Consider the following 21,074-nt stretch of genomic DNA (forward strand, 5'->3'; position numbering starts at 1 on the left):
ATATCTTGACCTCCCATCTGACGCGACATATCGTGTCTTGTACAAGGAGGTCACGACCATGCGGCAGTGGACGATCGAGAAACCAGAGCAGCGCACCTTCGACTCGGTGAAAAAGCTGAACGTGCGCATCGTGGCGGGCAAGCTGGCGGTGCTGGCCGGCGACGGCCCCGCCACACTTGAGATCACCGAGGTGGACACCACGCCGCTGCTCGTCACCCACGACGACGACGGCACGCTTACCGTCACCTACAAGGACCTGACCTGGGACGGCCTGCTGGGCTGGCTGCGCCCGGGGCGCCGCCGGACGACGCTGACGCTGACCGTTCCCAAGGACTGCCCGCTCAACGTGGGGGTGGTCTCCGCCTCCGCGGTCGTCTCCGGATTCGAGGATCGCACCTCGGTCAGGAGCGTCTCGGGTGACATCGTGCTCGACGGGGTGAGCGGCGAGATCAACGCCGACACCGTCTCCGGCGACGTGGAGAGCCGCGACCTGGTCGGCGACCTGTCGTTCAAGAGCGTCTCCGGCGAGCTGACCGTGGCCCAGGGCACCCCTCGGCGGCTCAGCGTCACCACCGTCTCCGGCCGGATCACCGCCGACCTGGAGCTCCCGCCGACCGGTCATGTGACGCTGAACAGCGTCACCGGCGACATCGTGCTCAGGCTCCCGCACGCCGTGGATGCCGATGTCAAGATCCGCTCCACCTCGGGCAGGCTCGACACCGCCTTCCCCGAACTCCACAACTCCACCCAGGCCGGCGCGAGATCGCTGACCGGCCGGCTCGGCGGCGGCATGGCGTCCCTGACGGCGCACACCGTCTCCGCCGACGTCACCCTGCTGAAGGGAGCCCAAGCATGAGCCCGGTCTTCGGTCACGGAAGGCTCCGGCTCTATCTCCTGAAGCTGCTGGAGGAGAGCCCCCGCCACGGTTACGAGGTGATCCGGCTGCTCCAGGATCGCTTCCTCGGCGTCTACTCCCCCTCACCCGGCACGATCTACCCACGCCTGGCCCGTCTGGAGGAGGAGGGGCTGGTCACCCACGAGGTCGTGAACGGCAAGAAGGTCTTCACGATCAGCGACCGGGGTCGCGCCGAACTCAACGACCGCCTCGACGAGCTCGCCGATCTGGAACAGGAGATCTCCGACTCGGTCCGCGACATCGCCCGCGAGGTCAAGGAGGACGTGCGCGACACCGTGAAGTCGCTGCGTGAGGAGCTCACCCAGATGGCACGTGACGTGCGCCAGGGCGCCAGACACGAGGAGAAGCAGGCCAAGCACGACCAGCGCGGGGCCTGGCGCGAGCAGAAGACGGAGTGGCAGCGCCAGAAGCACGAGTGGCAGCGCCAGACCGGCGAGTGGAAGGAAGACTGGAAGAGGATCTGGGCCGGTGGCTTCACCGGTGAGGGTTCGCGCGCCGGTGACGCCCGGCTCGGGCAGATGCTGGCCGAGTTCGTCGAGGAGGTCCGCGGGGACGCGTCGAACGCGCAGGTCAGCGAGGAGACCCTGGCCACCGCGCAGGACGCCCTGTACGACGCGGCCCGCCGCATCCGCGAAGCGCTCCGATGACCCTCCGGTACGGCCGGCGCCCGCCCCTGCCGCCGACGAGACCCGCACCTCGCGCACCCGGGCCGGCGGGTGCGGCGAGGGGAGCGCACGGCGCGTCGGGGTCATGGTGCACGGTTGAGTCGGCTATTCCGGGCCTCCCGGGTGATACATCGCTCATCCGTGTTCTATCACCCGGGAAGCCAAAAAGTAATCCATTACTTATGCAGGTGACCCGGAACACACCGGCTGCCCGGCCGTGATCATCGTCTCCACGGATCGCGTTCAGCCCGGCAGTGTGAAGACGACCTTCCCGAAGAGCTCGCCCTCGTGCATGGCCGCGAAGCCCTCGCGAGCCTCGGCCATCGGGAGGACCCGGTCGATCAGTGGGCGGGTGCCCGTCTGCTCCATGAAGCGGGCGAGCCTGCCCAGCTGGTCACGGCTGCCCATGGTGGAGCCGACCACCGAGAGCTGGAGGAAGAAGATACGGTTCAGCTCGGCCGGCGGGACCGCGCCGCTGGTGGCGCCGGAGATCACGATCCGGCCACCGGGGCGCAGCGCCTTCAGCGAATGCCCCCAGGTGGCCTGGCCGACGGTCTCCATCACCGCGTCGACCCGCTCGGGCAGCCGGGCACCGTCCTCGAAGACCTGGTCGGCACCCAGCTCCAGGGCTCGCGCCCGCTTCTTCTCCGAGCGGCCGGTCACCCAGACCCGGTATCCCCCGGCCCGGCCCAGCAGGATCAGCGCGGTGGACACGCCACCGCCCGCGCCCTGGACCAGCACCGTCGAGCCCGGCTCCAGCCCGGCCTTGTCGAACAGCATGCGGTAGGCGGTCAACCAGGCCGTCGGCAGGCAGGCGGCCTCCTCGAAGCTGAGTCCGGCGGGCTTGGGCACGAGGTTGCGCCTGGGCACGACGACCCGCTCGGCGAAGGTGCCGTCATACTTCTCCGACAACAGGGAGCGCTTCGGGTCGAGCGTCTCGTCGGCACCGCTGCCGATCACCGAGTGCACGATGACCTCGTTGCCGTCCTCGTCGTACCCCGCGGCGTCGGTGCCGAGCACCATCGGGAGCTGCTCGGCGCGGATGCCCACGCCCTTCAGGCTGAAGAGGTCATGGTGGTTGAGCGAGGCCGCTCTCACCGTGACCGTCGTCCACCCCTGGGGAACCTCGGGTTCTGGGCGCTCGCCGAGCGTGAGGCCGGCGAGAGGGTTGTCGGGATCAAACTGCGTGGCGGTTACAGCGAACATGGCCGCACCTTACGCTGTCCGCCTGACGATCATTTCGGCGACGGTCCTCTCAACGTGTCCCCGCTCCCCCGAGGCCGCCACGTACACATCGTCCTGGCAGGTCTCGGCGGAGAAGCGACGCCGCTGCTCGATGACGGGGAGCTCGATCGACGCGACGTCGCAGCCCGGCACCGGCGCCAGCACGAGCAGCGTCTCCCCGGCCCCGCCGAACCAGAGTTGCGGCCCCGCCTGCTCGCCGCGGAAGGTCTCCCCCGGCCCCGCCAGCCGTACCGGGGGCCTGGCGTCGAGCACGAGATAGCCGCCCTTGGTCACCCTGCCGCGCAGACCGCGCGCCCAGAGCATGCGCTGCTCGAAGGGCTCGATGCCCGGCGGGAGGAGGTCACCAGGTCGCGACGTTCACCGGCCCCTCGGTGACCAGGCGCACCTCGGTGCCGACAGGTTCCCGCGCCTCGCCGGCCAGGCCCACCTTCATGACCGCGACGGTGCGCCTGGTGCAGGGCCGGCCGGCGAGCTCCCACAGATCCAACGGCTCGGGCCCCGGCCGGTCGCGGACCGTGTGCCGGGCGACGCCGACGAGGCATGGGGTGCGGGGGCGGAACGCGGGGGCGGAACGCGGGGGCGGAACGCGGGGGCGGAACGCGGGGGCGGAACGCGGGGGCGGAACGCGGGGGCGGAACGCGGGGGCGGAACGCGGGGGCGGAACGCGGGGGCGGAACGCGGGGGCGGAACGCGGGGGCGGAACGCGGGGGCGGAACGCGGGGGCGGAACGCGGGGGCGGAACGCGGGGATCTGCACTCATGCCGACATCCAACAAGAACATAATTCTAGTTAATGGCTTAGGGGTGTCGGAGTTACTCAAGAAACCTTCGATAATCACTGTTACCGGTGATGCCAAAGGTGCCCACAGGGACCCAAATATATGCCATGACCTGCGAGAATGCCCATTCGTTAAATTATAACAAATTGCTATTTAAATAACGAGATCGCATCGCCTGGAACCATCTGATGCTTTTTCCCGTCAATTCCTGGCCGAGTGCTCGATTCAGTCAGTAACGTTCCGATCGTTTTCCCGGCGAGGAGAGGTCCCGTCTCCACGCCGAGCGCGAAAGGAGCTCCATGAATTCCCGAGCACGGCGCCTCATGATCCCCCTCACCGGCGTTCTCATGATCGCCGGAGTGATCGGCGCCACCACAGGTGCCAACGCCGCTCAAGCCCCCAACGACGTGGTCGGTTCCCCGGCCTCGGAGACGGCCACGGAGGCCACCTCCTTCTGGTCGCCCGAGCGCATGCGCAAGGCCACGGACGCCACCGGCGACCTCGACCTGAGCATCAAGGGCGGCAAGGCCTCCGGCGCCGCGGGCCCCGACGGCCCCGGCGGGTCGGTCCCGCCGATCGGCGAGGAGGGCGCCAAGTCCTCCAAGAGCAAGCACGTCAACCTGCCCAACACCGTCGGCCGCGTCTTCTTCACCCTGCCCGGCGCCAACCCTGCGGACCCGAAGAGCTGGAAGTACTGCTCCGGCAGCTCCGTCCAGGGCAAGTACCGCAACGTGGTCGCCACCTCCGCGCACTGTGTCTACGACGTGAAGACCAACCAGTTCTACGACAACTGGATCTTCATCCCGTCCTACTGGGACGGCGACCAGGCGTGGGACGGCAAGAACCCCTACGGCATCTACGCGGCCAAGTGGTTCAACGCGCACGACGACTTCGTGGTGAAGGAGGACTACGACTACGACTACGCCTTCGTCAACGTCCACTCCGGGTTCAAGGTGAACTGGGAGAAGGACAAGGACGGCAAGTGGCACCCGATCATCAAGAAGGTCGGGCGGCTCGGCGACAACGTCGGCGGCCAGGGCTTCGCCTGGAACCAGAAGATCAAGAACGCGGTCTTCGCCTTCGGCTACCCGGCCGGCCTGCACCCCGACGGTGACAAGCCCTTCTCCGGCCGCACGATGAAGTGGTGCTACGGCAAGACCGGCGCCATGCCGGCCGCGCCGAAGTACAACGTCCAGGAGCACGTCGGCTTCAAGTGCGCCTTCACCGCGGGCGCGAGCGGCGGCCCGTGGCTCTACAAGTACAAGAACTCCAGCCGGACCGGCTACCTGATCGGCGTCAACAGCATCGCCTGGGACACCGACAAGAACGACCGGTACGACAAGATCTCCTCGCCGTACTTCAACAGCGACACCTACAAGGTCTACAAGGCCGCGGCCAACCGCTGGACCGACTGACCCACGTGACCGGTGACCGGTGACCGACCCGTGAGGGCGCGCCAGCGTCGCCGACGGCCCGTGAGGGCGCGCCGGTGGCTGGACTGAGGGGAGCGGGGTCGCGAGGAACGAGCGGCCCCGCTCGACGAGGGGCCCGGTCGTGAGATCGGGCCCCTTCTCGCATCGCCGGTCACGGGCCCGGTCCCGGAACGTTCCGGGACCGGCAGGGCCCCTCCGTCAGGACAACCACCGACCTCGGTATTTCCGCAGTTCACAGGCTCACACGACCCGCATGAGACCTCTCGATCAAGCAAGAGGAGATCAGACGGGCAGAACGGATTTCTGGTTCCCCGAATTTGGTAACGAAATCATATCGGTCCGAGCCCTTGCCTGTTTTGTAGCCCTTTACCCCATCTTTGCCGAGTACGGTCACCTCTTGTCTCTTTACGCATGCGTGGATTGCGTCCCGAGCGATCCATGACAAAGAAGGAGCTTCATTGAACCCCCGAGCCAAGCGCCTCGTCCTTCCCCTCGGCGGCGCCCTTGCGGCAGCCGCGATGATCGGCGCCTCCCTCCCCGCCACCGCCCAGGCGAGCACCGCCGCCCCCGACATCAAGTCGGCGGCGCTCACCCCCTCCGGTAACGCGAAGGCCATCGCGGGCTACTGGACCGCCTCGAAGCTGAAGTCGGCGAAGACCTACCTCTCCGACTCCACCGTCTCGGCGAAGCTGACCAAGACCGGCGCCGCCAGGGCCGCCGCCGACGGCAAGCCCGGCGTCGTCGCCCCCACCGGCGAGGGCGGCAAGTCCGCCGGCCGGTCGCGGAACGTGAACCTTCCGATCACCGTCGGCAAGGTCTTCTTCGTCGACAACAAGGGGCAGGAGCGCTGGTGCTCCGGCAGCTCCGTGCAGTCGAAGTACCGCAACCTGGTCGCCACCGCCGGCCACTGCGTCTACGACACCGACACGAACAAGCCGTTCGACAACTTCGTGTTCATCCCCGGCTACTACCAGGGCAAGGCTCCCTGGGGCATTTACGTCGGCGCCAAGGTCAACACCCACGACGACTTCACGGTCTACGAGGACTACGACTACGACTACGCCTTCGTCAACGTCTACAACGGCATCAAGCAGCAGCCGGAGAAGGAGGTCGACTACAAGACCTTCAAGGCGCACGTCGACAAGGGCGGGGTGGGCCGCGAGGCCGCCGGCACCGTCGACTTCGAGACCTACGACAGGTGGACCCAGAAGGGCGGCTTGGGCAAGGTCGAGAACATCTCCTCCGAGGACGAGGTCGGCCCCCAGTACAAGGGGGCCCTCGCCGTCGCAGCGGAGACGGACAAGTGGGCCTGGGAGAAGGTCACCGGCGAGGTCTACGGCCTGAAGAACGACAAGGTCACGCTCAAGAACAAGGAGCTGCCGCAGGGCGACTGGCCCAAGGCCGGCTCCAAGCTCGAGATCCGTGTCGAGAACGTCACCAAGACCGAGTACGACGCCTACAAGGGTCCGGGCTACCGGAAGATCGACAACAGGGGCAACTACACCATCACGTACTACTACCTGGTGAAGTACATCAAGAAGACCGCGTCGGTGAAGTACGTGATCTTCCGCCACTACATCTCGGCGGTGGCCGACGCCGGTCGCCTCGGTGACAACGTCGGCGGCCAGGGCTTCAGCTGGAACCAGAAGCTGGGCAAGAAGGTCTTCACGTTCGGCTACCCGACCTCGGCCCACCTGGACGGCGACAAGCCGTACTCCGGTCACACCCAGAAGTGGTGCTACGGCACGACCGTCGCCGCGCCCGTCGTCCCGGCCTACAAGGCCGAGGAGCACCAGGCGATCAAGTGCGCCTTCACCCCCGGCGCCAGCGGCGGCCCCTTCCTGCTGCAGTACAAGAACAGCAAGCGGACCGGCTACCTCAACGGCGTCGTGAGCCTGACCGTCGACAGCGACAAGAACAACCGCTACGACCGCGTCACCACCCCGTACTTCAACGGTGAGACGTACGGCATCTACAAGCACGCGGCCAACCTCTGGACCGGAAAGCTCCCGGCCTAGAACGCGGTCTCCGTGAGACAGGAAGGGCCCGGTGCACACCGGGCCCTTCCCGTACCTTCACAGGGTGCTTATACACCCTTGGGCACACTGATCTGATAACGGAGTAGGAGCGGATCGGTCCAACGAACTGCCCAAAACCAAGTTGATCTGGAAAAATCACCCCTTGCGCCTGTAGTAGCCCCCTGACCCCCGAAAGGAATCCCCGCATGTCCTCCCGCGTACGGCGGCTCACGGCCACACTTGGGGCGCTGGTCGCCGCCTGCGTGACCATGACGTCGGCATTCGCCGGGAGCGCCGCGGCGGGTCCACTGAACGGGGTGCCCAGCGGCATCACCTCGATCCCCCTGACCAAGAGCGTCGCCGACATGCGGCGGATCGCGGAGTACTGGAGCCCGGCCAGGCTCAAGCAGGCCATGGACAACGGGCCGGCGACACCCGGGGTGCCCGCGACCCCCGGGGGAAAATCCGGCACCACCACCTCGCCGTCCCCCAGCGCCGGAAGCGCCACCACCGGAAGTGCCACGGCCGCCGCCGCCGGGGAGGCAGGCGGCGCGACGACCAGGACCGAGAAGGCCACCGCCGCGACCAGTAGCGGGAAGAGCGCCGCCAAGCCCGGGGGGACCGCACCGCTCGTCAGGCCCACCCTCCCGAAGAAGCGGGCTCCGGGCTCCGGCGGCTCCCCGCTGACCGTCGGCAAGGTGTTCTTCCGCATCGGCGACAAGGACTACTGGTGCTCCGCCTCCTCGGTGGCGGCGGCCAACCGCAACCTGGTCGCGACGGCCGGGCACTGCGCCTACGACGCCAAGACGGGCAGTCAGGCCGAGTACTGGATCTTCATCCCCGGCTACGACAAGGGCAACACCCCGTACGGGATCTACGTCGGTCACTCGCTCAACCTGCACGAGGACTTCGTCGGCAGGGGTGACTACGACTACGACTACGCGTTCGTCACCGTGCACGACGGCTTCAGGTGGAAGGCGGGCAAGACCGCCGGCACCTACGAGATGGAGGGTGTCGGAAGCCTGGAGGACAACGTCGGCGGGCAGGGCCTGGCGACCAACCGAGGCACCGGCCTGTTCACCCTCGCCTTCGGCTACCCCTCCGCCCCACACCCCGACGGCAGCAGGCCCTACGACGGTCAGAGGCTCAAGTCGTGCGACGGGCGCACCATCAGGGTGAAGGCCCCCGCACGCCTGGTCGAGCAGGGCATCGCTCTGACCTGCGAGTTCACCACCGGTGCGAGCGGCGGCCCCTGGCTGATCTCCTACGACAACAGGACCGCGCTCGGCTACCTCAACGGCGTCAACAGCTTCGCCTGGGACACAGACACCGACCGCAGGTACGACAGGATCTCCTCCCCGTACTTCATCGCGTCGACCTACGTCGCCTACCACTGGGCGGCCACTCAGCAGGCGCCCCGACCATAAAGCCACCTTAAGAGAGGCTTAAGAGAGGCTTAAGAGAGGTTTAAGAGAGGTTTAGGCGGCGTCTGGTCCGGCGATCCCCGCATAGGTTCGTAGCTTGTCGTCCCGCAGTTCCCGGACGTCCGGGAACGTTGCAGCGCAAGGAGCTCGTCTTTTGAAGCACTCTCTTCCCCTCGGTGGCGCCGCAGCCGCCGCCGCCCTGCTGGCCACCACCCTGGTCGGCCCCCTGGTCGGCACTGCCCAGGCGGCCCCTGACTGGGCGACCGATCCGATGGCCGGGAACAACTCCTCGGCGGTCTCGGTCATCAACTTCTGGGCCGCCTCGAACTTCGCCGCCCTCAAGAGGGCGACCGTCTACAACGCGGATCCCGGTGCCCCGAAGATGAAGGTCGGTGGTGGTTTCTCCTCCGACGGCAGTCCCGGCAGCGTCGGCCCGACCGGTTCGCAGAAGCCCACCCCGTCGCTCGCCAAGAACGTCAACCTGCCCAAGACCATCGGCAAGGTGTTCTTCGTCGTCAACGGGCAGTACCGGTGGTGCTCGGCCACCTCGATCCAGGGCAAGTACCGCAACCTGGTCGCCACGGCCGGCCACTGCGTCTACGACCCCGGCAGCAACAGCGACACCCTCGACAAGTGGGTCTTCGTCCCCGGCTACTACCAGGGCAAGACCCCGTGGGGCATCTACGTCGGCAAGTCGGCGTGGACGCACTACGACTTCGCCAACTACGAGGACTACGACAAGGACTACGCCTTCGTCACGGTCTACAACGGAGTCGCCTTCAACGGCGTCAAGCAGGTCACCAAGGCCGAGTACAGCGGATTCAGCGGCCCCAAGTGGTCGCGCGGCTCGCACTACTACATCCTGCTCTCCAAGGATGTCGGCCGCCTCGGTGACAACGTCGGCGGCCAGGGCTTCACCTGGAACCAGAGGACCGGCAAGCCCGTCTACGTCTTCGGCTACCCCGCCGCCCCGCACCCCGACGGCGACAGGCCCTACAGCGGGGTGACCCCCAAGTACCTGTACGGCAAGACGTCGGGCAAGGAGTACGTCTCCGCGGCGGAGAAGGTCGAGGAGCACGTCGGCCTCAAGGGCGCCTTCACTCCCGGCGCCGACGGCGGGCCGTGGTTGACGCGGTACAGCAGCGCCAGGCGCCTGGGCTACGTCAACGGTGTCACCAGCCTCTTCGGCGACCAGGACCAGAACGACCGCTACGACCTGATCACCTCGCCGTACTTCGACGGTGAGACCGCCGATATCTACCGCAAGGCCGCCAACGTGTGGTCCGGCAGGATCGTCGGTCCGAACGGCGAGCTCTACAAGTAGCTCGCGCACCTTCGAAGTTCCTGACCCACCAGCGGGACCCGGCGCCACGCGCCGGGTCCCGCACCCGTTTCCGGGGCGGGAATGGCCCGATTCGGGGGGGCGGAAGCCGGGCTGCGAGGTGGCGCGAAAGCCGGATCGGACCTTGAGGGGGGCGTTAGACGTGCCCGCGGCGGAATCGGTGCCATCAACTTGATGTGATCTACATCACATAGACATGGTGGCTCACAGTAAGCGGGCACTCACGCCACATCTGCCACTTTCATCCCAACATCATGTCTAGCTGCGCAAACACCTTGAGCAAGTTTTGGTTACAGCGTCGACATTGGAGCCACTCAAACATCACAAAGCGGTCTCGACACTCCAGGCCCGCTACTTCCCCCTCAAAGCGGCTTCCGGTGTTCAAGATCGGCGCTGTATGTTTCTGGCATTCCCTTTACTGACGCATGGGACGCAAGAAGCGTTCCACATCAGACCAAGGAGCTCCCCTTGAAGCGCATCCTCCTCCCCGCCGGTGGCGCCGTTCTGGCCACCGGTCTGCTGGCCGCCGGTCTGGCCGGCACCGCCAACGCCGTCCCGGACTGGGCCTACGACACCATGGCCAAGGACGCCCCGTCCGCGGTCGCCGTCGCCAAGTTCTGGCTCGAGGTCAACGGCACCACGAACAACCTGGCCAAGGCCACTCCCTACACCTGGGAGACCAAGGCCACGCCGAAGCTGAACGCCGGTGGCGGCTACGTCGCCGACGGCAAGCCCGGCATCGTCGCCCCGATCGGCGAAGAGAAGAAGACCGTCGCGAAGGTCAAGAACATCAACCTGCCGAAGTCCATCGGCAAGGTGTTCTTCGTCGACGAGGACAGCAAGCTGAAGTGGTGCTCCGCCACCTCGATCCAGGGCAAGTACCGCAACCTGGTCTCCACCGCCGGTCACTGCGTCTACGACGACGCCAAGGACTCCAGCGTCATGGACAACTGGGTCTTCGTCCCCGGCTACTACCAGGGCAAGACCCCGTGGGGCATCTACGTCGGTAAGACCGCCTACACGCACTACGACTTCGCCAACTACGAGGACTACGACCGCGACTACGCGTTCGTGACCGTGTACAGCGGCATCCAGATCGGCGGCGGCACCGCCAAGGAAGTCAGCGAGGGCGACTACAAGGCCTTCGACGGCGCCAAGTTCGCCAAGGACGTCCCGATCTCCGAGCCCGAGTACAACAAGACCGTGGACCTGCACGGTGGCGAGACGGCTGCTGCCTGGGCCAAGACCGACAAGCTGAGCGAGCAGGTCGGCCCGGACTACCCCGGCGCGGTGAAGGTGTTCCAGGAGGTTTCCAAGGAGGCCTACGACAAGGCCCCCACCGGCAAGCTCAACGGCGCCAAGGCTCCCTGGAAGACCACCGTCGAGCACGTCACCAAGGCGCAGTACGACGCCTACACCGGCCCGGGCTACCGCAAGCTCGACAAGGGCAACTACACCATCACCCACTACTTCGTGAAGTACTTCGTCAAGGAGACCTCCGTCAAGGGGTACTTCAAGACGGTCTTCTACGTGGTGGACGGCTTCATCAAGGACGTCGGTCGCCTGGGTGACAACGTCGGCGGCCAGGGCTTCACCTGGAACCAGAAGCCGCAGCAGACGGTGTTCGTGTTCGGCTACCCGGCCGACGCGCACCCCGACGGCAACAAGGCCTACACCGGTGTCACGCCGAAGTGGACCTACGGCAAGACCAACGCCCAGAAGTACGTGCAGGCCGCGACCAAGACCGAAGAGCACGTCGGTCTGAAGAGCTCCTTCACCCCCGGCGCCGACGGTGGCCCCTGGCTCGCCAAGTACAGCAACGCCAAGCGTCTGGGCTACGTCAACGGCGTCACCAGCCTCTTCGGTGACCAGGACGAGAACGGCCGCTACGACCTCATCACCTCGCCGTACTTCGACGGTGAGACCGCTGCCATCTACACCAAGGCCGCGAACGTGTGGTCCGGCTCGATCGTCAAGAAGTAGTAGCTCACCGACGATCACCCGAGCCTGAGCGTCCAAACCTCCAGGCTCACCTGCTCCACCAGCTTCACCCGAAGGGGTCCGGCACCAGCCGGGCCCCTTCGGCCATTCCCACCGGGGTCGTGGAAGCGGCCACCGGCTCCACATAGATGTCAAAGGGCCCGGCAGATGCCGGGCCCTTTGTGTTGGAGACATAGCCGGCTGGAGCTCGACGACGTCGACCGCGGGGGATCTCGTGCACTTTCCCCACCGGACGTCTCGCGTACCCGCGAGCGTGACCGTCCCACTTCCGCGACGCCACAACGCGTTCTCCGGCGAGGTCGAACATCTCCGCCCCGGGTCCCCTCCCCCGCAGCCGGCGCCCGGCAGCGAAAGGATCATGCCTCCGCGAGAGGCCGCCGAAGGGCTTTCACCCCGTTTCCCGGCACCCGCTCCGCGTCCTGTTCGGCCTCTCCTCGCCCCGGATCCCGAATCGACAGGGCGTTAGACGTGCCCACGGCGAAATCGGTGCCATCAAGTCGATGTGATCTACATCACATGAGGGTGGTTGCCGAAAGCGCCGACCCTCTCACGCCACATCGGCCACTTTCACCCCAAACCCAGGCCCATCTGCGCAAACACGTCGCCCACCCCTCGATCTCAGCAACAACCTCAAGGGTGCTCAAACATCACGAAATGGTCTCGACGCGATCAAGGCTGCCTTTGATCCCAAAGCGGCTTCCGGTGTTCAAGATCGGCGCTGTATGTTTCTGGCATTCCCTTTACTGACGCATGGGACGCAAGAAGCGTTCCACATCAGACCAAGGAGTTCCCTTGAAGCGCATCCTCCTCCCCGCCGGTGGCGCCGTTCTGGCCACCGGTCTGCTGGCCGCCGGTCTGGCCGGCACCGCCAACGCCGTCCCGGACTGGGCCTACGACACCATGGCCAAGGACGCCCCGTCCGCGGTCGCCGTCGCCAAGTTCTGGCTCGAGGTCAACGGCACCACGAACAACCTGGCCAAGGCCACTCCCTACACCTGGGAGACCAAGGCCACGCCGAAGCTGAACGCCGGTGGCGGCTACGTCGCCGACGGCAAGCCCGGCATCGTCGCCCCGATCGGCGAAGAGAAGAAGACCGTCGCGAAGGTCAAGAACATCAACCTGCCGAAGTCCATCGGCAAGGTGTTCTTCGTCGACGAGGACAGCAAGCTGAAGTGGTGCTCCGCCACCTCGATCCAGGGCAAGTACCGCAACCTGGTCTCCACCGCCGGTCACTGCGTCTACGACGACGCCAAGGACTCCAGCGTCATGGACAACTGGGTCTTCGTCCCCGGCTACTACCAGGGCAAGACCCCGTGGGGCATCTACGTCGGTAAGACCGCCTACACGCACTACGACTTCGCCAACTACGAGGACTACGACCGCGACTACGCGTTCGTGACCGTGTACAGCGGCATCCAGATCGGCGGCGGCACCGCCAAGGAAGTCAGCGAGGGCGACTACAAGGCCTTCGACGGCGCCAAGTTCGCCAAGGACGTCCCGATCTCCGAGCCCGAGTACAACAAGACCGTGGACCTGCACGGTGGCGAGACGGCTGCTGCCTGGGCCAAGACCGACAAGCTGAGCGAGCAGGTCGGCCCGGACTACCCCGGCGCGGTGAAGGTGTTCCAGGAGGTTTCCAAGGAGGCCTACGACAAGGCCCCCACCGGCAAGCTCAACGGCGCCAAGGCTCCCTGGAAGACCACCGTCGAGCACGTCACCAAGGCGCAGTACGACGCCTACACCGGCCCGGGCTACCGCAAGCTCGACAAGGGCAACTACACCATCACCCACTACTTCGTGAAGTACTTCGTCAAGGAGACCTCCGTCAAGGGGTACTTCAAGACGGTCTTCTACGTGGTGGACGGCTTCATCAAGGACGTCGGTCGCCTGGGTGACAACGTCGGCGGCCAGGGCTTCACCTGGAACCAGAAGCCGCAGCAGACGGTGTTCGTGTTCGGCTACCCGGCCGACGCGCACCCCGACGGCAACAAGGCCTACACCGGTGTCACGCCGAAGTGGACCTACGGCAAGACCAACGCCCAGAAGTACGTGCAGGCCGCGACCAAGACCGAAGAGCACGTCGGTCTGAAGAGCTCCTTCACCCCCGGCGCCGACGGTGGCCCCTGGCTCGCCAAGTACAGCAACGCCAAGCGTCTGGGCTACGTCAACGGCGTCACCAGCCTCTTCGGTGACCAGGACGAGAACGGCCGCTACGACCTCATCACCTCGCCGTACTTCGACGGTGAGACCGCTGCCATCTACACCAAGGCCGCGAACGTGTGGTCCGGCTCGATCGTCAAGAAGTAGTAGCTCACCGACGATCACCCGAGCCTGAGCGTCCAAACCTCCAGGCTCACCTGCTCCACCAGCTTCACCCGAAGGGGTCCGGCACCAGCCGGGCCCCTTCGGCCATTCCCACCGGATTCTCACCGGTGAAGGCTTTCCGCGCCGAGGGCAGGAGGGCTACCCACCCCGTTCGTCCAACGCCGCCCTGGCCTTCGAAGGGCTCTTCCCACGACACGACGCGCGACGGATGTCAGGGTTCCCGGAAACCGTGAACGCCCCCCGCCGGTCGGGCGAGGGGCGTTCACGGTTGGATGCCTGGTGAGCGTGGTCGTGCTCATGTTGTGGTCGTGCTCAGGTTTCCGGGTGGCAAAGTTCGCCTGCCGCCGCACCTGAATGATCGTGGCGGGTGCGGCCTAGAGGCGGGCGACCCCGTCGGCACGAGCCTGCTCGGAGACGGCGGCGATGACCGCCGGGGCGACACGCTCGTCGAACGGGCTGGGGATCACGTAGTCGGCCGACAGATCGTCGTCCCCGACCACCCCGGCCAGCGCCTCGGCGGCGGCGACCTTCATGTTCTCGGTGATCGTGGTGGCGCGGACGTCGAGCGCCCCTCGGAAGACACCGGGGAAGGCCAGCACGTTGTTGATCTGGTTGGGGAAGTCGGAACGACCGGTCGCGACCACCTGCGCGTACTTGCGCGCGACCTCCGGCCGCACCTCGGGCGTCGGGTTGGACAGCGCGAAGACGATCGAGCCTGAGGCCATCGACGCGATGGCCCCCTCCGAGACCGTCGAGCCCGACAGCCCGATGAACACGTCGGCCCCGGCCAGCGCCTGCTCGGTGGAACCGTGCAGGCCGGCCTTGTTGCTGTCGCGCGCCAGGGCCTCCTTCACCGGGTTGAGCCCGTCGCGGCCCTCGTGGATGATGCCCTTGGAGTCGGCCACCGCGATGTCACCGATGCCCGCGTTGAGCAGGATCCGGCTGACGGCGATCCCGGAGGCACCGGCACCGGCGACCACGGCCCGCAGATCGCCCAGCGAGCGGCCGGTCAGCCGCGCAGCGTTCTTCAGCGCGGCCAGCACGACGATCGCGGTGCCGTGCTGGTCGTCGTGGAAGACGGGGATGTCGAGGATCTCACGGAGACGCGCCTCGACCTCGAAACAGCGGGGAGCACTGATGTCCTCGAGGTTGATCCCCCCGAAGGAGGGGGCGAGCCGGACGACCGTCTCGACCAGTTCGTCCACGTCGGTGCAGTCGAGGCAGATGGGCACCGCGTCGACATTCGCGAACTGCTTGAACAGCAGGGCCTTGCCCTCCATGACCGGCATGGCGGCGGCAGGCCCGATATCTCCGAGACCGAGCACCGCGGTGCCGTCGGAGACGACGGCGACCACGTTGGAGATCCAGGTGTAGTCCTTGGCGAGTTCGGGCTCCTCGGCGATCGCACTGCAGATCCTGGCCACACCCGGTGTGTAGGCGAGCGCCAGGTCGTCGGCGTTGCGGACCGGAACTGTGGAGCGAACCTCCAGCTTGCCCCCACGGTGCAGGGCGAAGGCCGGATCCAGATCCAGGGCTTCGAGTGCTTCGAGAGAGATGGAAGATGGCATGGTGGCCACAGCGACCCCTGTATTTCAGTCAGTCAGACGGATAGTTCCTTGAGACAACCGTAGATAGCCTGTCCCCGGCTTCTGTAGCCGCTCGGGGCCTGCTCACTGAGTACGGTCGTCTGGAGGGTACGGGGGTCACCCGTTGCTCGATTGTGCCACATGTTGAGACTGGCGCCACGGGTAGGTACCCATACTTTTGTCGTCCCGGTGTTAACCTCGCCACGCCGTGTAATACTCGAAGTCCATGCCACCTCTTACATTGACGGATCCCCAGATGGACCTGACCTCCTACGCTGAGCTGGCCGTGCTACTGATCAACAGCCCCGACCGGCTGACCGGTCTCGAAGGGCTGCGCACGCTCCTGGAAGAGGGCGGTCGCTACCGGCCCGGCTGCCGCATCACCAGGAGCGACCTGGAAGCCCTGCGCGACCTGCGCGAAGAGCTGATGGTCGTGTTCGAGACCGCCGAGGCGGGCGACGAGGAGGCGGTGGTCGACCGGCTCAACTCGCTGCTGATCCACCACCCGGTCCAGCCACAGATCTCCGGGCACGACGGCGAGCGCTGGCATCTGCACCTCACCGAGGGCGGCCGGATGGCCGACCAGTACGCCGTGGGAGCGGTGATGGGACTCGCCACCATGATCACCGATCTCGGCGTCGACCGGCTCGGCCTCTGCCAGGCGCCGCCCTGCCGCAGGGCCTACCTCGACACCTCCTCCAACCGGTCGCGCCGGTACTGCTCGGAGCGGTGCGCCAGCCGTGCCAACGTCGCCGCCTACCGGGCCCGCCAGAAGGTCGGCCAGTAACGCAGCACCACCCGGCCGACGATCGACGACGGAGGCAGCGCGCCGAAGTCCCAGCTGTCGCGCCTGCCGGGAGCGCGCTGGTTGTCGCTCTCCAGCCACCAGCCGCCGTCCGCCTCCCAGACCGCGCGTTTGACGATGAGCACGGCGGGGTCGGACGGCAGCCGGGCGACGACCAGGTCGCCGGGCCTCACCACCGCTCCGCGCCGTACCCAGAGCCAGTCGCCGGACCGCAGCGCGGGCAGCATCGAGTCCCCCGCGACACGTACTCTCATCGAGCGCAACCCCCTACCGCACGGACATTCTGAGACGAGTAAGGTCGTTAACCGGACCATTCTGAACATGGCATCAAGGAAGGATTTCCGATGCTCGCACGACTTATGCGCCCCAAGCACATCGCGTCGGCGCACTGCGACCTGCCCTGCGGCGTGTACGACCCGGCACAGGCCCGCATCGAGGCCGAGTCCGTCAAGGCCATCATGGAGAAGTACGCCGGAAACGAGGACCCGGTGTTCCGCTCCCGTGCGCTCACCATCAAGGAGGAGCGGGCCGAACTGGTCAAGCACCACCTGTGGGTGCTGTGGACCGACTACTTCAAGCCCCCGCACCTGGAGACCTACCCGCAGCTGCACCAGCTGTTCTGGGAGGCCACCAAGCTCGCGGGCGCGGCCGGCGGTAAGGGCACCGTCGACGTCGCCAAGGCCGACGAGCTCCTCGGCAAGATCGACGAGATCTCCAAGATTTTCTGGGAGACCAAGGCCGCCTAAAATCCTCACAATCAACCCGTGAGGACGCGTCGGCGACTGGACTGAGGAGAGGGAGGTCGCGAGGAACGAGCGACCTCCCTCGACGAGGGAGGGAGCCGGGTCTGAGCGGCCGAACCGCGACGCGCAGCGTCGCCATAGGAACGACACGCGCTAGCTTCGCAATCAATACAGTCAAATCGCCCCGATCGCGAGTCCAAATGGGCCAACCACCGTCTCAGGGCTGTAGGTTGCAGTCAGCGACTCTGCGAGGAGGAACGTGACCGAACACACCGAGGCGCCCGCGGTCGGCATGGGCGGGATCCGTGACGTGGTGAGCGTCCGGCTGCCGGCAACGAGTGCTTATCTGTCCGTGCTGCGTACGGCGACAGCCGCACTTGCCGTACGGCTGGACTTCACGCTGGACGAGATCGAGGATCTACGGATCGCGGTCGACGAGGCGTGTGCGATGCTGCTGACCCAGGCCGTCCCCGGCACCGATCTGACCGCCGAGTTCGAGCTCACCGGGCAGTTGATGAAGGTGCGGGTCGAGGTCAGCACGGTGGGAAGCACCCCCCCGAAGCGCGACGATTTCGCGTGGATGGTGCTCACCGCCCTGGCTGATGATGTGGATGCCGTAACCGACTCCCCCGACCGTATGGCGATCGTCCTCCGCAAGCGCCGAGGCGCGGCGAGGCCGGCGTGACGGAAAGGACTCGTGCCATGGCCGCCAGCGACCACGCGGTGCCCGACCGGGTGCGTGCGCGCCTGCTCTTCGCGGAGCTGGTGGAGTTGAACTCCGACGACCCCCGGCGCCAGCGCATCCGTGACGAGCTCGTCGAGCTCCACCTGCCCCTCGTCGAATATCTCGCCCGACGGTTCCGTAACCGGGGCGAGTGGCTGGACGACCTCACACAGGTCGCGACCATCGGGCTGATCAAGTCAATCGACCGATTCGATCTCGGCCGAGGTGTGGAGTTCTCCACCTACGCCACTCCGACGATCGTCGGTGAGATCAAACGCCACTTCCGCGACAAGGGCTGGGCGGTCCGCGTGCCGCGCCGGCTTCAGGAGCTGAAGCTCTCGCTCACCAAGGCGATCAGCGAGCTCTCCCAGCGGGAGGGGCGCGCGCCGACCGTGGCCGAGCTGGCCACGTTCCTGAAGATGACCGAGGAGGAGGTGCTCGAAGGGCTGGAGTCGGCCAACGCCTACTCCACGGTCTCCCTCGACGCGCCCGACTCCGGCGACGACGACGCGCCGGCGGTGGCCGACTCCCTCGGCATCGTGGACGACTCCCTGGAGGGTGTCGAATACCGCGAGTCGCTCAAGCCCCTGCTGGAGCGACTGCCGCCGCGTGAGAAGCGGATCCTGCTGCTGCGTTTCTTCGGCAACATGACACAGTCTCAGATCGCCACCGAGCTCGGCATCTCGCAGATGCACGTGTCCCGGCTGCTCGCCAGGACCCTGGCCCAGCTCCGCGAGGGCCTGACCGTGGACGACTAGGCCCCAGCCGACGGATCCTGGCGAGGATCGGTCAGACGGTGCCTCGCGAGGCTGAGGAGGGAGCCGGTGTACTGCGGTGACCGGCGGCAACGCGGACGAGGCACCGTCTGACCGACCGCGGTAGGCGACAAGGGGCTATTCCTGGTCCCCGTAGAGGGCGTGCGTCGTCGGCGGAGACAGGAGCGTGACCAGTCCGATCACTACCAGGGTGATCAGCGATATGCCGATCACCAGCTGGTCGGACTGGATCAGCGTGACCGAGACCGGGATGGCGAAGATCTGCGTCAGCACGCCCGGGCTCCGGGCCCATCGCTCGGCCTGGATCATGCCCCAGCCGACCCAGAGCAGAGCCGCGCCGATGATGATCCCGAACACCGCGACGGCGATCGAGGTCATCAGGTCGGACGGCCGGCCGATCACCGTCTCCACGCCGACGTAACCGCCGAGGAGCAGAGCGGTGGCGCCTTCCACCGCCATGACGGCGGCGGCGACGGTGAGAGTCATCGGACGGTTCGACACGGGGCCAACCCTATCGCCGGGTGGTGCCGCACCGTTCTTCGCCACCTCGGCTCAGGTTTCGGCGGAAGGTCAGGTTTCGGCGGAATCCTGGATTCCGGCGGATACGCTGAGATTATGCGCGCGATGCTCCTGGTGAATCCGAAGGCGACGACGACCAACCAGCGGACCAGGGACGTGCTCATCAGGGCGCTGAGCGCGACGATGAACCTGACCGTCGAGGAGACCCGCTACCGGGGGCACGCGACGCAGCTCTCCCGCAAGGCCCACGCCTCCGGTTACGACGTGCTGGCCGTGCTCGGCGGTGACGGCACCATCAACGAGGCGGTGAACGGGCTGCTCGATCCGGTGGACGGAAAGGGCGGCGACGAGGGCAGCGCGGTCGATCGGCCGGCGCTGCTGGCCATCCCCGGTGGCAGTGCCAACGTCTTCGTCAGGGCTCTTGGCCTGCCGAGCAGCCCGGTCGAGTCGGTGGGGGCGATCCTGGAGGCGATCCGTGACGGCCGGCAGCGGATCGTTGGCCTCGGCCAGGCGATCTGGGATGACCAGAGTAGATATTTCACGTTCTGTAGTGGCCTGGGGTACGACGCCGAGGTGATCAGGGCGGTCGAGGGGATACGGGGCACCGGTCGCAAGGCCACGCCCGCGCGCTACGTGAACACCGCGTTACACCACTACCTGTCGACGGACAAGCGTCACCCCTCGATGACCGTCGAGGGCCCGGAGGTGCCGCCGACCGGCGGCATCTACATGGCCGTCGTCTCCAACACCTCACCCTGGACGTACATCGGCCCGCGGCCGGTCTCACCGACCCCGTGGGCGAGCTTCGAGACCGGCCTTGACCTGCTGGGTCTACAGCGCCTGGGCCTGCCGGCCATGCTCCAGCTGATACCCCAGATCATCGGTGCCCGCGACACTCTTCCCACCGGTCGTCACCTGGTGCAGCTCCACGACGAGAAAGAGTTCACGCTGAGTGCCAGGCGGCCCGTGGCGTTTCAGCTGGACGGGGACTACCTGGGGGAGGTTGAGCGAATAACATTCCGTTCTATCCCCAATGCGTTACGAGTAGTGGTCTAGCCCGTTACGTGCCGTCATCATGTGACGCATCCGACATCCATTTCAGGCAAAACGTTCTCCCAAACCTCTTGCGTGTACTGAGCGTGGCTGACAATCTCGAGATTGACGTCGGAACGTAGGACCTTTGAGCGGCACCCCGCTCCCAGGCCATCGGCGATCAAGCGGACATGCCCCGACCCGAACCACGGATCGGGGAATCGTTCGCGCTGATTAGTGAAACTCTTCACAAAGTGAACCGCTGGAGCACGTAAGGGCTCCTCTTTACTAAGGAGTGGACGCATGGACTGGCGCCACCGAGCTGCCTGCCGTGACGTGGACCCCGAGCTGTTCTTCCCGATCGGCAACACCGGCCCCGCCCTGATGCAGATCGAAGAAGCGAAGCAGGTCTGTCGTACGTGCACCATCAGTGAAGCATGCCTGAAGTGGGCGCTGGAGTCCGGGCAGGACGCCGGTGTCTGGGGCGGCCTGAGCGAGGACGAGCGACGCGCCTTCAAGCGCCGTACGGCCCGAGCTCGCGCCCGCACGAACGCCTGAGCTGCGTCGACTGCGACGCCACGCGTCGCGGTGAGACCGCTCAGCCCCGACTCCGCACCGCCGGCGACGCTGCGCGTCGCGGTGAGGCCGCTCAGCCCCAATCCCTTCCGCTCGCCGAGCGGGGTCGCTCGTTCCTCCCGCCCCGCTCTCCTCAGTCCAGTCCCCAGCGCGGCCTGAGTGAAGG

At 66.5% G+C, this 21,074-nt stretch carries 20 protein-coding genes; 14 read left to right on the plus strand and 6 right to left on the minus strand.

The window, feature by feature from the left end; translation table 11 throughout:
* Nucleotides 1–58 precede the first annotated feature (58 nt).
* Together OG884_RS09855 and OG884_RS09860 are read left to right on the plus strand one after the other, a co-directional pair.
* On the plus strand, nt 59–856 hold the full coding sequence (locus OG884_RS09855; protein WP_326644310.1) for a DUF4097 family beta strand repeat-containing protein: 798 nt from the start codon (nt 59–61) through the stop codon (nt 854–856).
* Nucleotides 853–1,563 (plus strand): PadR family transcriptional regulator, encoded by a 711-nt coding sequence (locus OG884_RS09860; protein ID WP_326644312.1) that lies wholly within the window; start codon nt 853–855, stop codon nt 1,561–1,563. The genes OG884_RS09855 and OG884_RS09860 overlap by 4 nt, the downstream gene beginning before the upstream one ends.
* A 261-nt stretch (nt 1,564–1,824) precedes the next feature.
* On the opposite strand, the gene OG884_RS09865 is transcribed toward OG884_RS09860, so the two are convergent.
* Genes OG884_RS09865 through OG884_RS09875 form a run of 3 tightly spaced genes read right to left on the minus strand, consistent with a single transcriptional unit; the run spans nt 1,825 to nt 3,586 of the window.
* Nucleotides 1,825–2,787 (minus strand): zinc-binding dehydrogenase, encoded by a 963-nt coding sequence (locus tag OG884_RS09865; RefSeq protein WP_326644313.1) that lies wholly within the window; start codon nt 2,785–2,787, stop codon nt 1,825–1,827.
* Nucleotides 2,788–2,796: 9 nt separating this feature from the next.
* Nucleotides 2,797–3,129 carry a hypothetical protein gene (locus OG884_RS09870; RefSeq protein WP_326644316.1) on the minus strand — a complete coding sequence of 111 codons (333 nt, stop codon included), beginning with the start codon at nt 3,127–3,129 and terminating at the stop codon, nt 2,797–2,799.
* A gap of 37 nt (nt 3,130–3,166) precedes the next feature.
* Nucleotides 3,167–3,586 (minus strand): hypothetical protein, encoded by a 420-nt coding sequence (locus tag OG884_RS09875; RefSeq protein WP_326644318.1) that lies wholly within the window; start codon nt 3,584–3,586, stop codon nt 3,167–3,169.
* A 317-nt stretch (nt 3,587–3,903) separates the two neighbouring features.
* Between OG884_RS09875 and OG884_RS09880 the strand changes: the two genes are divergently transcribed.
* The 6 genes from OG884_RS09880 to OG884_RS09905 all read left to right on the plus strand — a co-directional run bounded on the left by OG884_RS09880 (nt 3,904) and on the right by OG884_RS09905 (nt 14,129).
* Entirely contained in the window at nt 3,904–5,019 is a 1,116-nt protein-coding gene (locus tag OG884_RS09880; RefSeq protein WP_326644320.1) for a trypsin-like serine peptidase, read from the plus strand.
* Between the two features lie 476 nt (nt 5,020–5,495).
* The gene (locus tag OG884_RS09885) at nt 5,496–7,055 is read left to right on the plus strand and encodes a hypothetical protein (protein ID WP_326644322.1); all 1,560 of its coding nucleotides are present in this window, start codon (nt 5,496–5,498) and stop codon (nt 7,053–7,055) included.
* Nucleotides 7,056–7,261: 206 nt separating this feature from the next.
* Nucleotides 7,262–8,482, plus strand: a complete 1,221-nt coding sequence (locus OG884_RS09890; protein WP_326644324.1) for a trypsin-like serine peptidase — start codon at nt 7,262–7,264, stop codon at nt 8,480–8,482.
* Nucleotides 8,483–8,633: 151 nt separating this feature from the next.
* Nucleotides 8,634–9,803 (plus strand): trypsin-like serine peptidase, encoded by a 1,170-nt coding sequence (locus OG884_RS09895; protein WP_326644326.1) that lies wholly within the window; start codon nt 8,634–8,636, stop codon nt 9,801–9,803.
* Nucleotides 9,804–10,289: 486 nt separating this feature from the next.
* The gene (locus tag OG884_RS09900) at nt 10,290–11,804 is read left to right on the plus strand and encodes a hypothetical protein (protein WP_326644328.1); all 1,515 of its coding nucleotides are present in this window, start codon (nt 10,290–10,292) and stop codon (nt 11,802–11,804) included.
* An 810-nt stretch (nt 11,805–12,614) separates the two neighbouring features.
* On the plus strand, nt 12,615–14,129 hold the full coding sequence (locus OG884_RS09905; protein WP_326644328.1) for a hypothetical protein: 1,515 nt from the start codon (nt 12,615–12,617) through the stop codon (nt 14,127–14,129).
* Nucleotides 14,130–14,521: 392 nt separating this feature from the next.
* Here OG884_RS09905 and OG884_RS09910 read toward each other — a convergent pair whose 3' ends face one another.
* Nucleotides 14,522–15,715, minus strand: coding sequence for an NAD(P)-dependent malic enzyme (locus OG884_RS09910; protein ID WP_326644330.1), 1,194 nt, complete (start codon nt 15,713–15,715; stop codon nt 14,522–14,524).
* 274 nt (nt 15,716–15,989) lie between these two features.
* On the opposite strand from OG884_RS09910, the gene OG884_RS09915 reads away from it, so the two are divergent.
* On the plus strand, nt 15,990–16,520 hold the full coding sequence (locus OG884_RS09915; protein ID WP_326644332.1) for a CGNR zinc finger domain-containing protein: 531 nt from the start codon (nt 15,990–15,992) through the stop codon (nt 16,518–16,520).
* Here the strand turns inward: OG884_RS09915 and OG884_RS09920 are convergent.
* Nucleotides 16,490–16,792 carry a S24 family peptidase gene (locus OG884_RS09920; protein WP_030924827.1) on the minus strand — a complete coding sequence of 101 codons (303 nt, stop codon included), beginning with the start codon at nt 16,790–16,792 and terminating at the stop codon, nt 16,490–16,492. The two genes, OG884_RS09915 and OG884_RS09920, sit on opposite strands and share 31 nt — an antisense overlap.
* Before the next feature lie 90 nt (nt 16,793–16,882).
* Between OG884_RS09920 and sodN the strand changes: the two genes are divergently transcribed.
* The 3 genes from sodN to OG884_RS09935 all read left to right on the plus strand — a co-directional run bounded on the left by sodN (nt 16,883) and on the right by OG884_RS09935 (nt 18,763).
* A complete protein-coding gene (gene sodN / locus OG884_RS09925; protein WP_326644334.1) occupies nt 16,883–17,284 on the plus strand; it encodes a superoxide dismutase, Ni in 402 nt (133 codons plus the stop codon).
* 256 nt (nt 17,285–17,540) lie between these two features.
* Nucleotides 17,541–17,966, plus strand: a complete 426-nt coding sequence (locus OG884_RS09930) for an anti-sigma factor (RefSeq protein WP_030924831.1) — start codon at nt 17,541–17,543, stop codon at nt 17,964–17,966.
* Between the two features lie 17 nt (nt 17,967–17,983).
* A complete protein-coding gene (locus OG884_RS09935) occupies nt 17,984–18,763 on the plus strand; it encodes an RNA polymerase sigma factor SigF (RefSeq protein WP_326644336.1) in 780 nt (259 codons plus the stop codon).
* 135 nt (nt 18,764–18,898) lie between these two features.
* On the opposite strand, the gene OG884_RS09940 is transcribed toward OG884_RS09935, so the two are convergent.
* A complete protein-coding gene (locus tag OG884_RS09940; RefSeq protein ID WP_326644338.1) occupies nt 18,899–19,282 on the minus strand; it encodes a hypothetical protein in 384 nt (127 codons plus the stop codon).
* Nucleotides 19,283–19,396: 114 nt separating this feature from the next.
* Here OG884_RS09940 and OG884_RS09945 point away from each other — a divergent pair, with 114 nt between their 5' ends.
* Nucleotides 19,397–20,356 (plus strand): diacylglycerol/lipid kinase family protein, encoded by a 960-nt coding sequence (locus OG884_RS09945; protein ID WP_326644339.1) that lies wholly within the window; start codon nt 19,397–19,399, stop codon nt 20,354–20,356.
* A gap of 279 nt (nt 20,357–20,635) precedes the next feature.
* Nucleotides 20,636–20,890, plus strand: coding sequence for a WhiB family transcriptional regulator (locus tag OG884_RS09950; RefSeq protein WP_326644341.1), 255 nt, complete (start codon nt 20,636–20,638; stop codon nt 20,888–20,890).
* Nucleotides 20,891–21,074: the final 184 nt, after the last annotated feature.

It is taken from the genome of Streptosporangium sp. NBC_01755, from assembly GCF_035917995.1.
Classification (GTDB): domain Bacteria; phylum Actinomycetota; class Actinomycetes; order Streptosporangiales; family Streptosporangiaceae; genus Streptosporangium.

What these genes read in the sequence shown, in the direction of transcription:
- OG884_RS09855 (WP_326644310.1), top strand. Translation starts at nt 59, where the DNA reads ATGCGGCAGTGGACGATCGAGAAACCAGAGCAGCGCACCTTCGACTCG.
- OG884_RS09860 (WP_326644312.1), top strand. Translation starts at nt 853, where the DNA reads ATGAGCCCGGTCTTCGGTCACGGAAGGCTCCGGCTCTATCTCCTGAAG.
- OG884_RS09865 (WP_326644313.1), bottom strand. Translation starts at nt 2,787, where the DNA reads ATGTTCGCTGTAACCGCCACGCAGTTTGATCCCGACAACCCTCTCGCC.
- OG884_RS09870 (WP_326644316.1), bottom strand. Translation starts at nt 3,129, where the DNA reads ATGCTCTGGGCGCGCGGTCTGCGCGGCAGGGTGACCAAGGGCGGCTAT.
- OG884_RS09875 (WP_326644318.1), bottom strand. Translation starts at nt 3,586, where the DNA reads ATGAGTGCAGATCCCCGCGTTCCGCCCCCGCGTTCCGCCCCCGCGTTC.
- OG884_RS09880 (WP_326644320.1), top strand. Translation starts at nt 3,904, where the DNA reads ATGAATTCCCGAGCACGGCGCCTCATGATCCCCCTCACCGGCGTTCTC.
- OG884_RS09890 (WP_326644324.1), top strand. Translation starts at nt 7,262, where the DNA reads ATGTCCTCCCGCGTACGGCGGCTCACGGCCACACTTGGGGCGCTGGTC.
- OG884_RS09910 (WP_326644330.1), bottom strand. Translation starts at nt 15,715, where the DNA reads ATGCCATCTTCCATCTCTCTCGAAGCACTCGAAGCCCTGGATCTGGAT.
- OG884_RS09915 (WP_326644332.1), top strand. Translation starts at nt 15,990, where the DNA reads ATGGACCTGACCTCCTACGCTGAGCTGGCCGTGCTACTGATCAACAGC.
- OG884_RS09920 (WP_030924827.1), bottom strand. Translation starts at nt 16,792, where the DNA reads ATGAGAGTACGTGTCGCGGGGGACTCGATGCTGCCCGCGCTGCGGTCC.
- sodN (WP_326644334.1), top strand. Translation starts at nt 16,883, where the DNA reads ATGCTCGCACGACTTATGCGCCCCAAGCACATCGCGTCGGCGCACTGC.
- OG884_RS09935 (WP_326644336.1), top strand. Translation starts at nt 17,984, where the DNA reads ATGGCCGCCAGCGACCACGCGGTGCCCGACCGGGTGCGTGCGCGCCTG.
- OG884_RS09945 (WP_326644339.1), top strand. Translation starts at nt 19,397, where the DNA reads ATGCGCGCGATGCTCCTGGTGAATCCGAAGGCGACGACGACCAACCAG.
- OG884_RS09950 (WP_326644341.1), top strand. Translation starts at nt 20,636, where the DNA reads ATGGACTGGCGCCACCGAGCTGCCTGCCGTGACGTGGACCCCGAGCTG.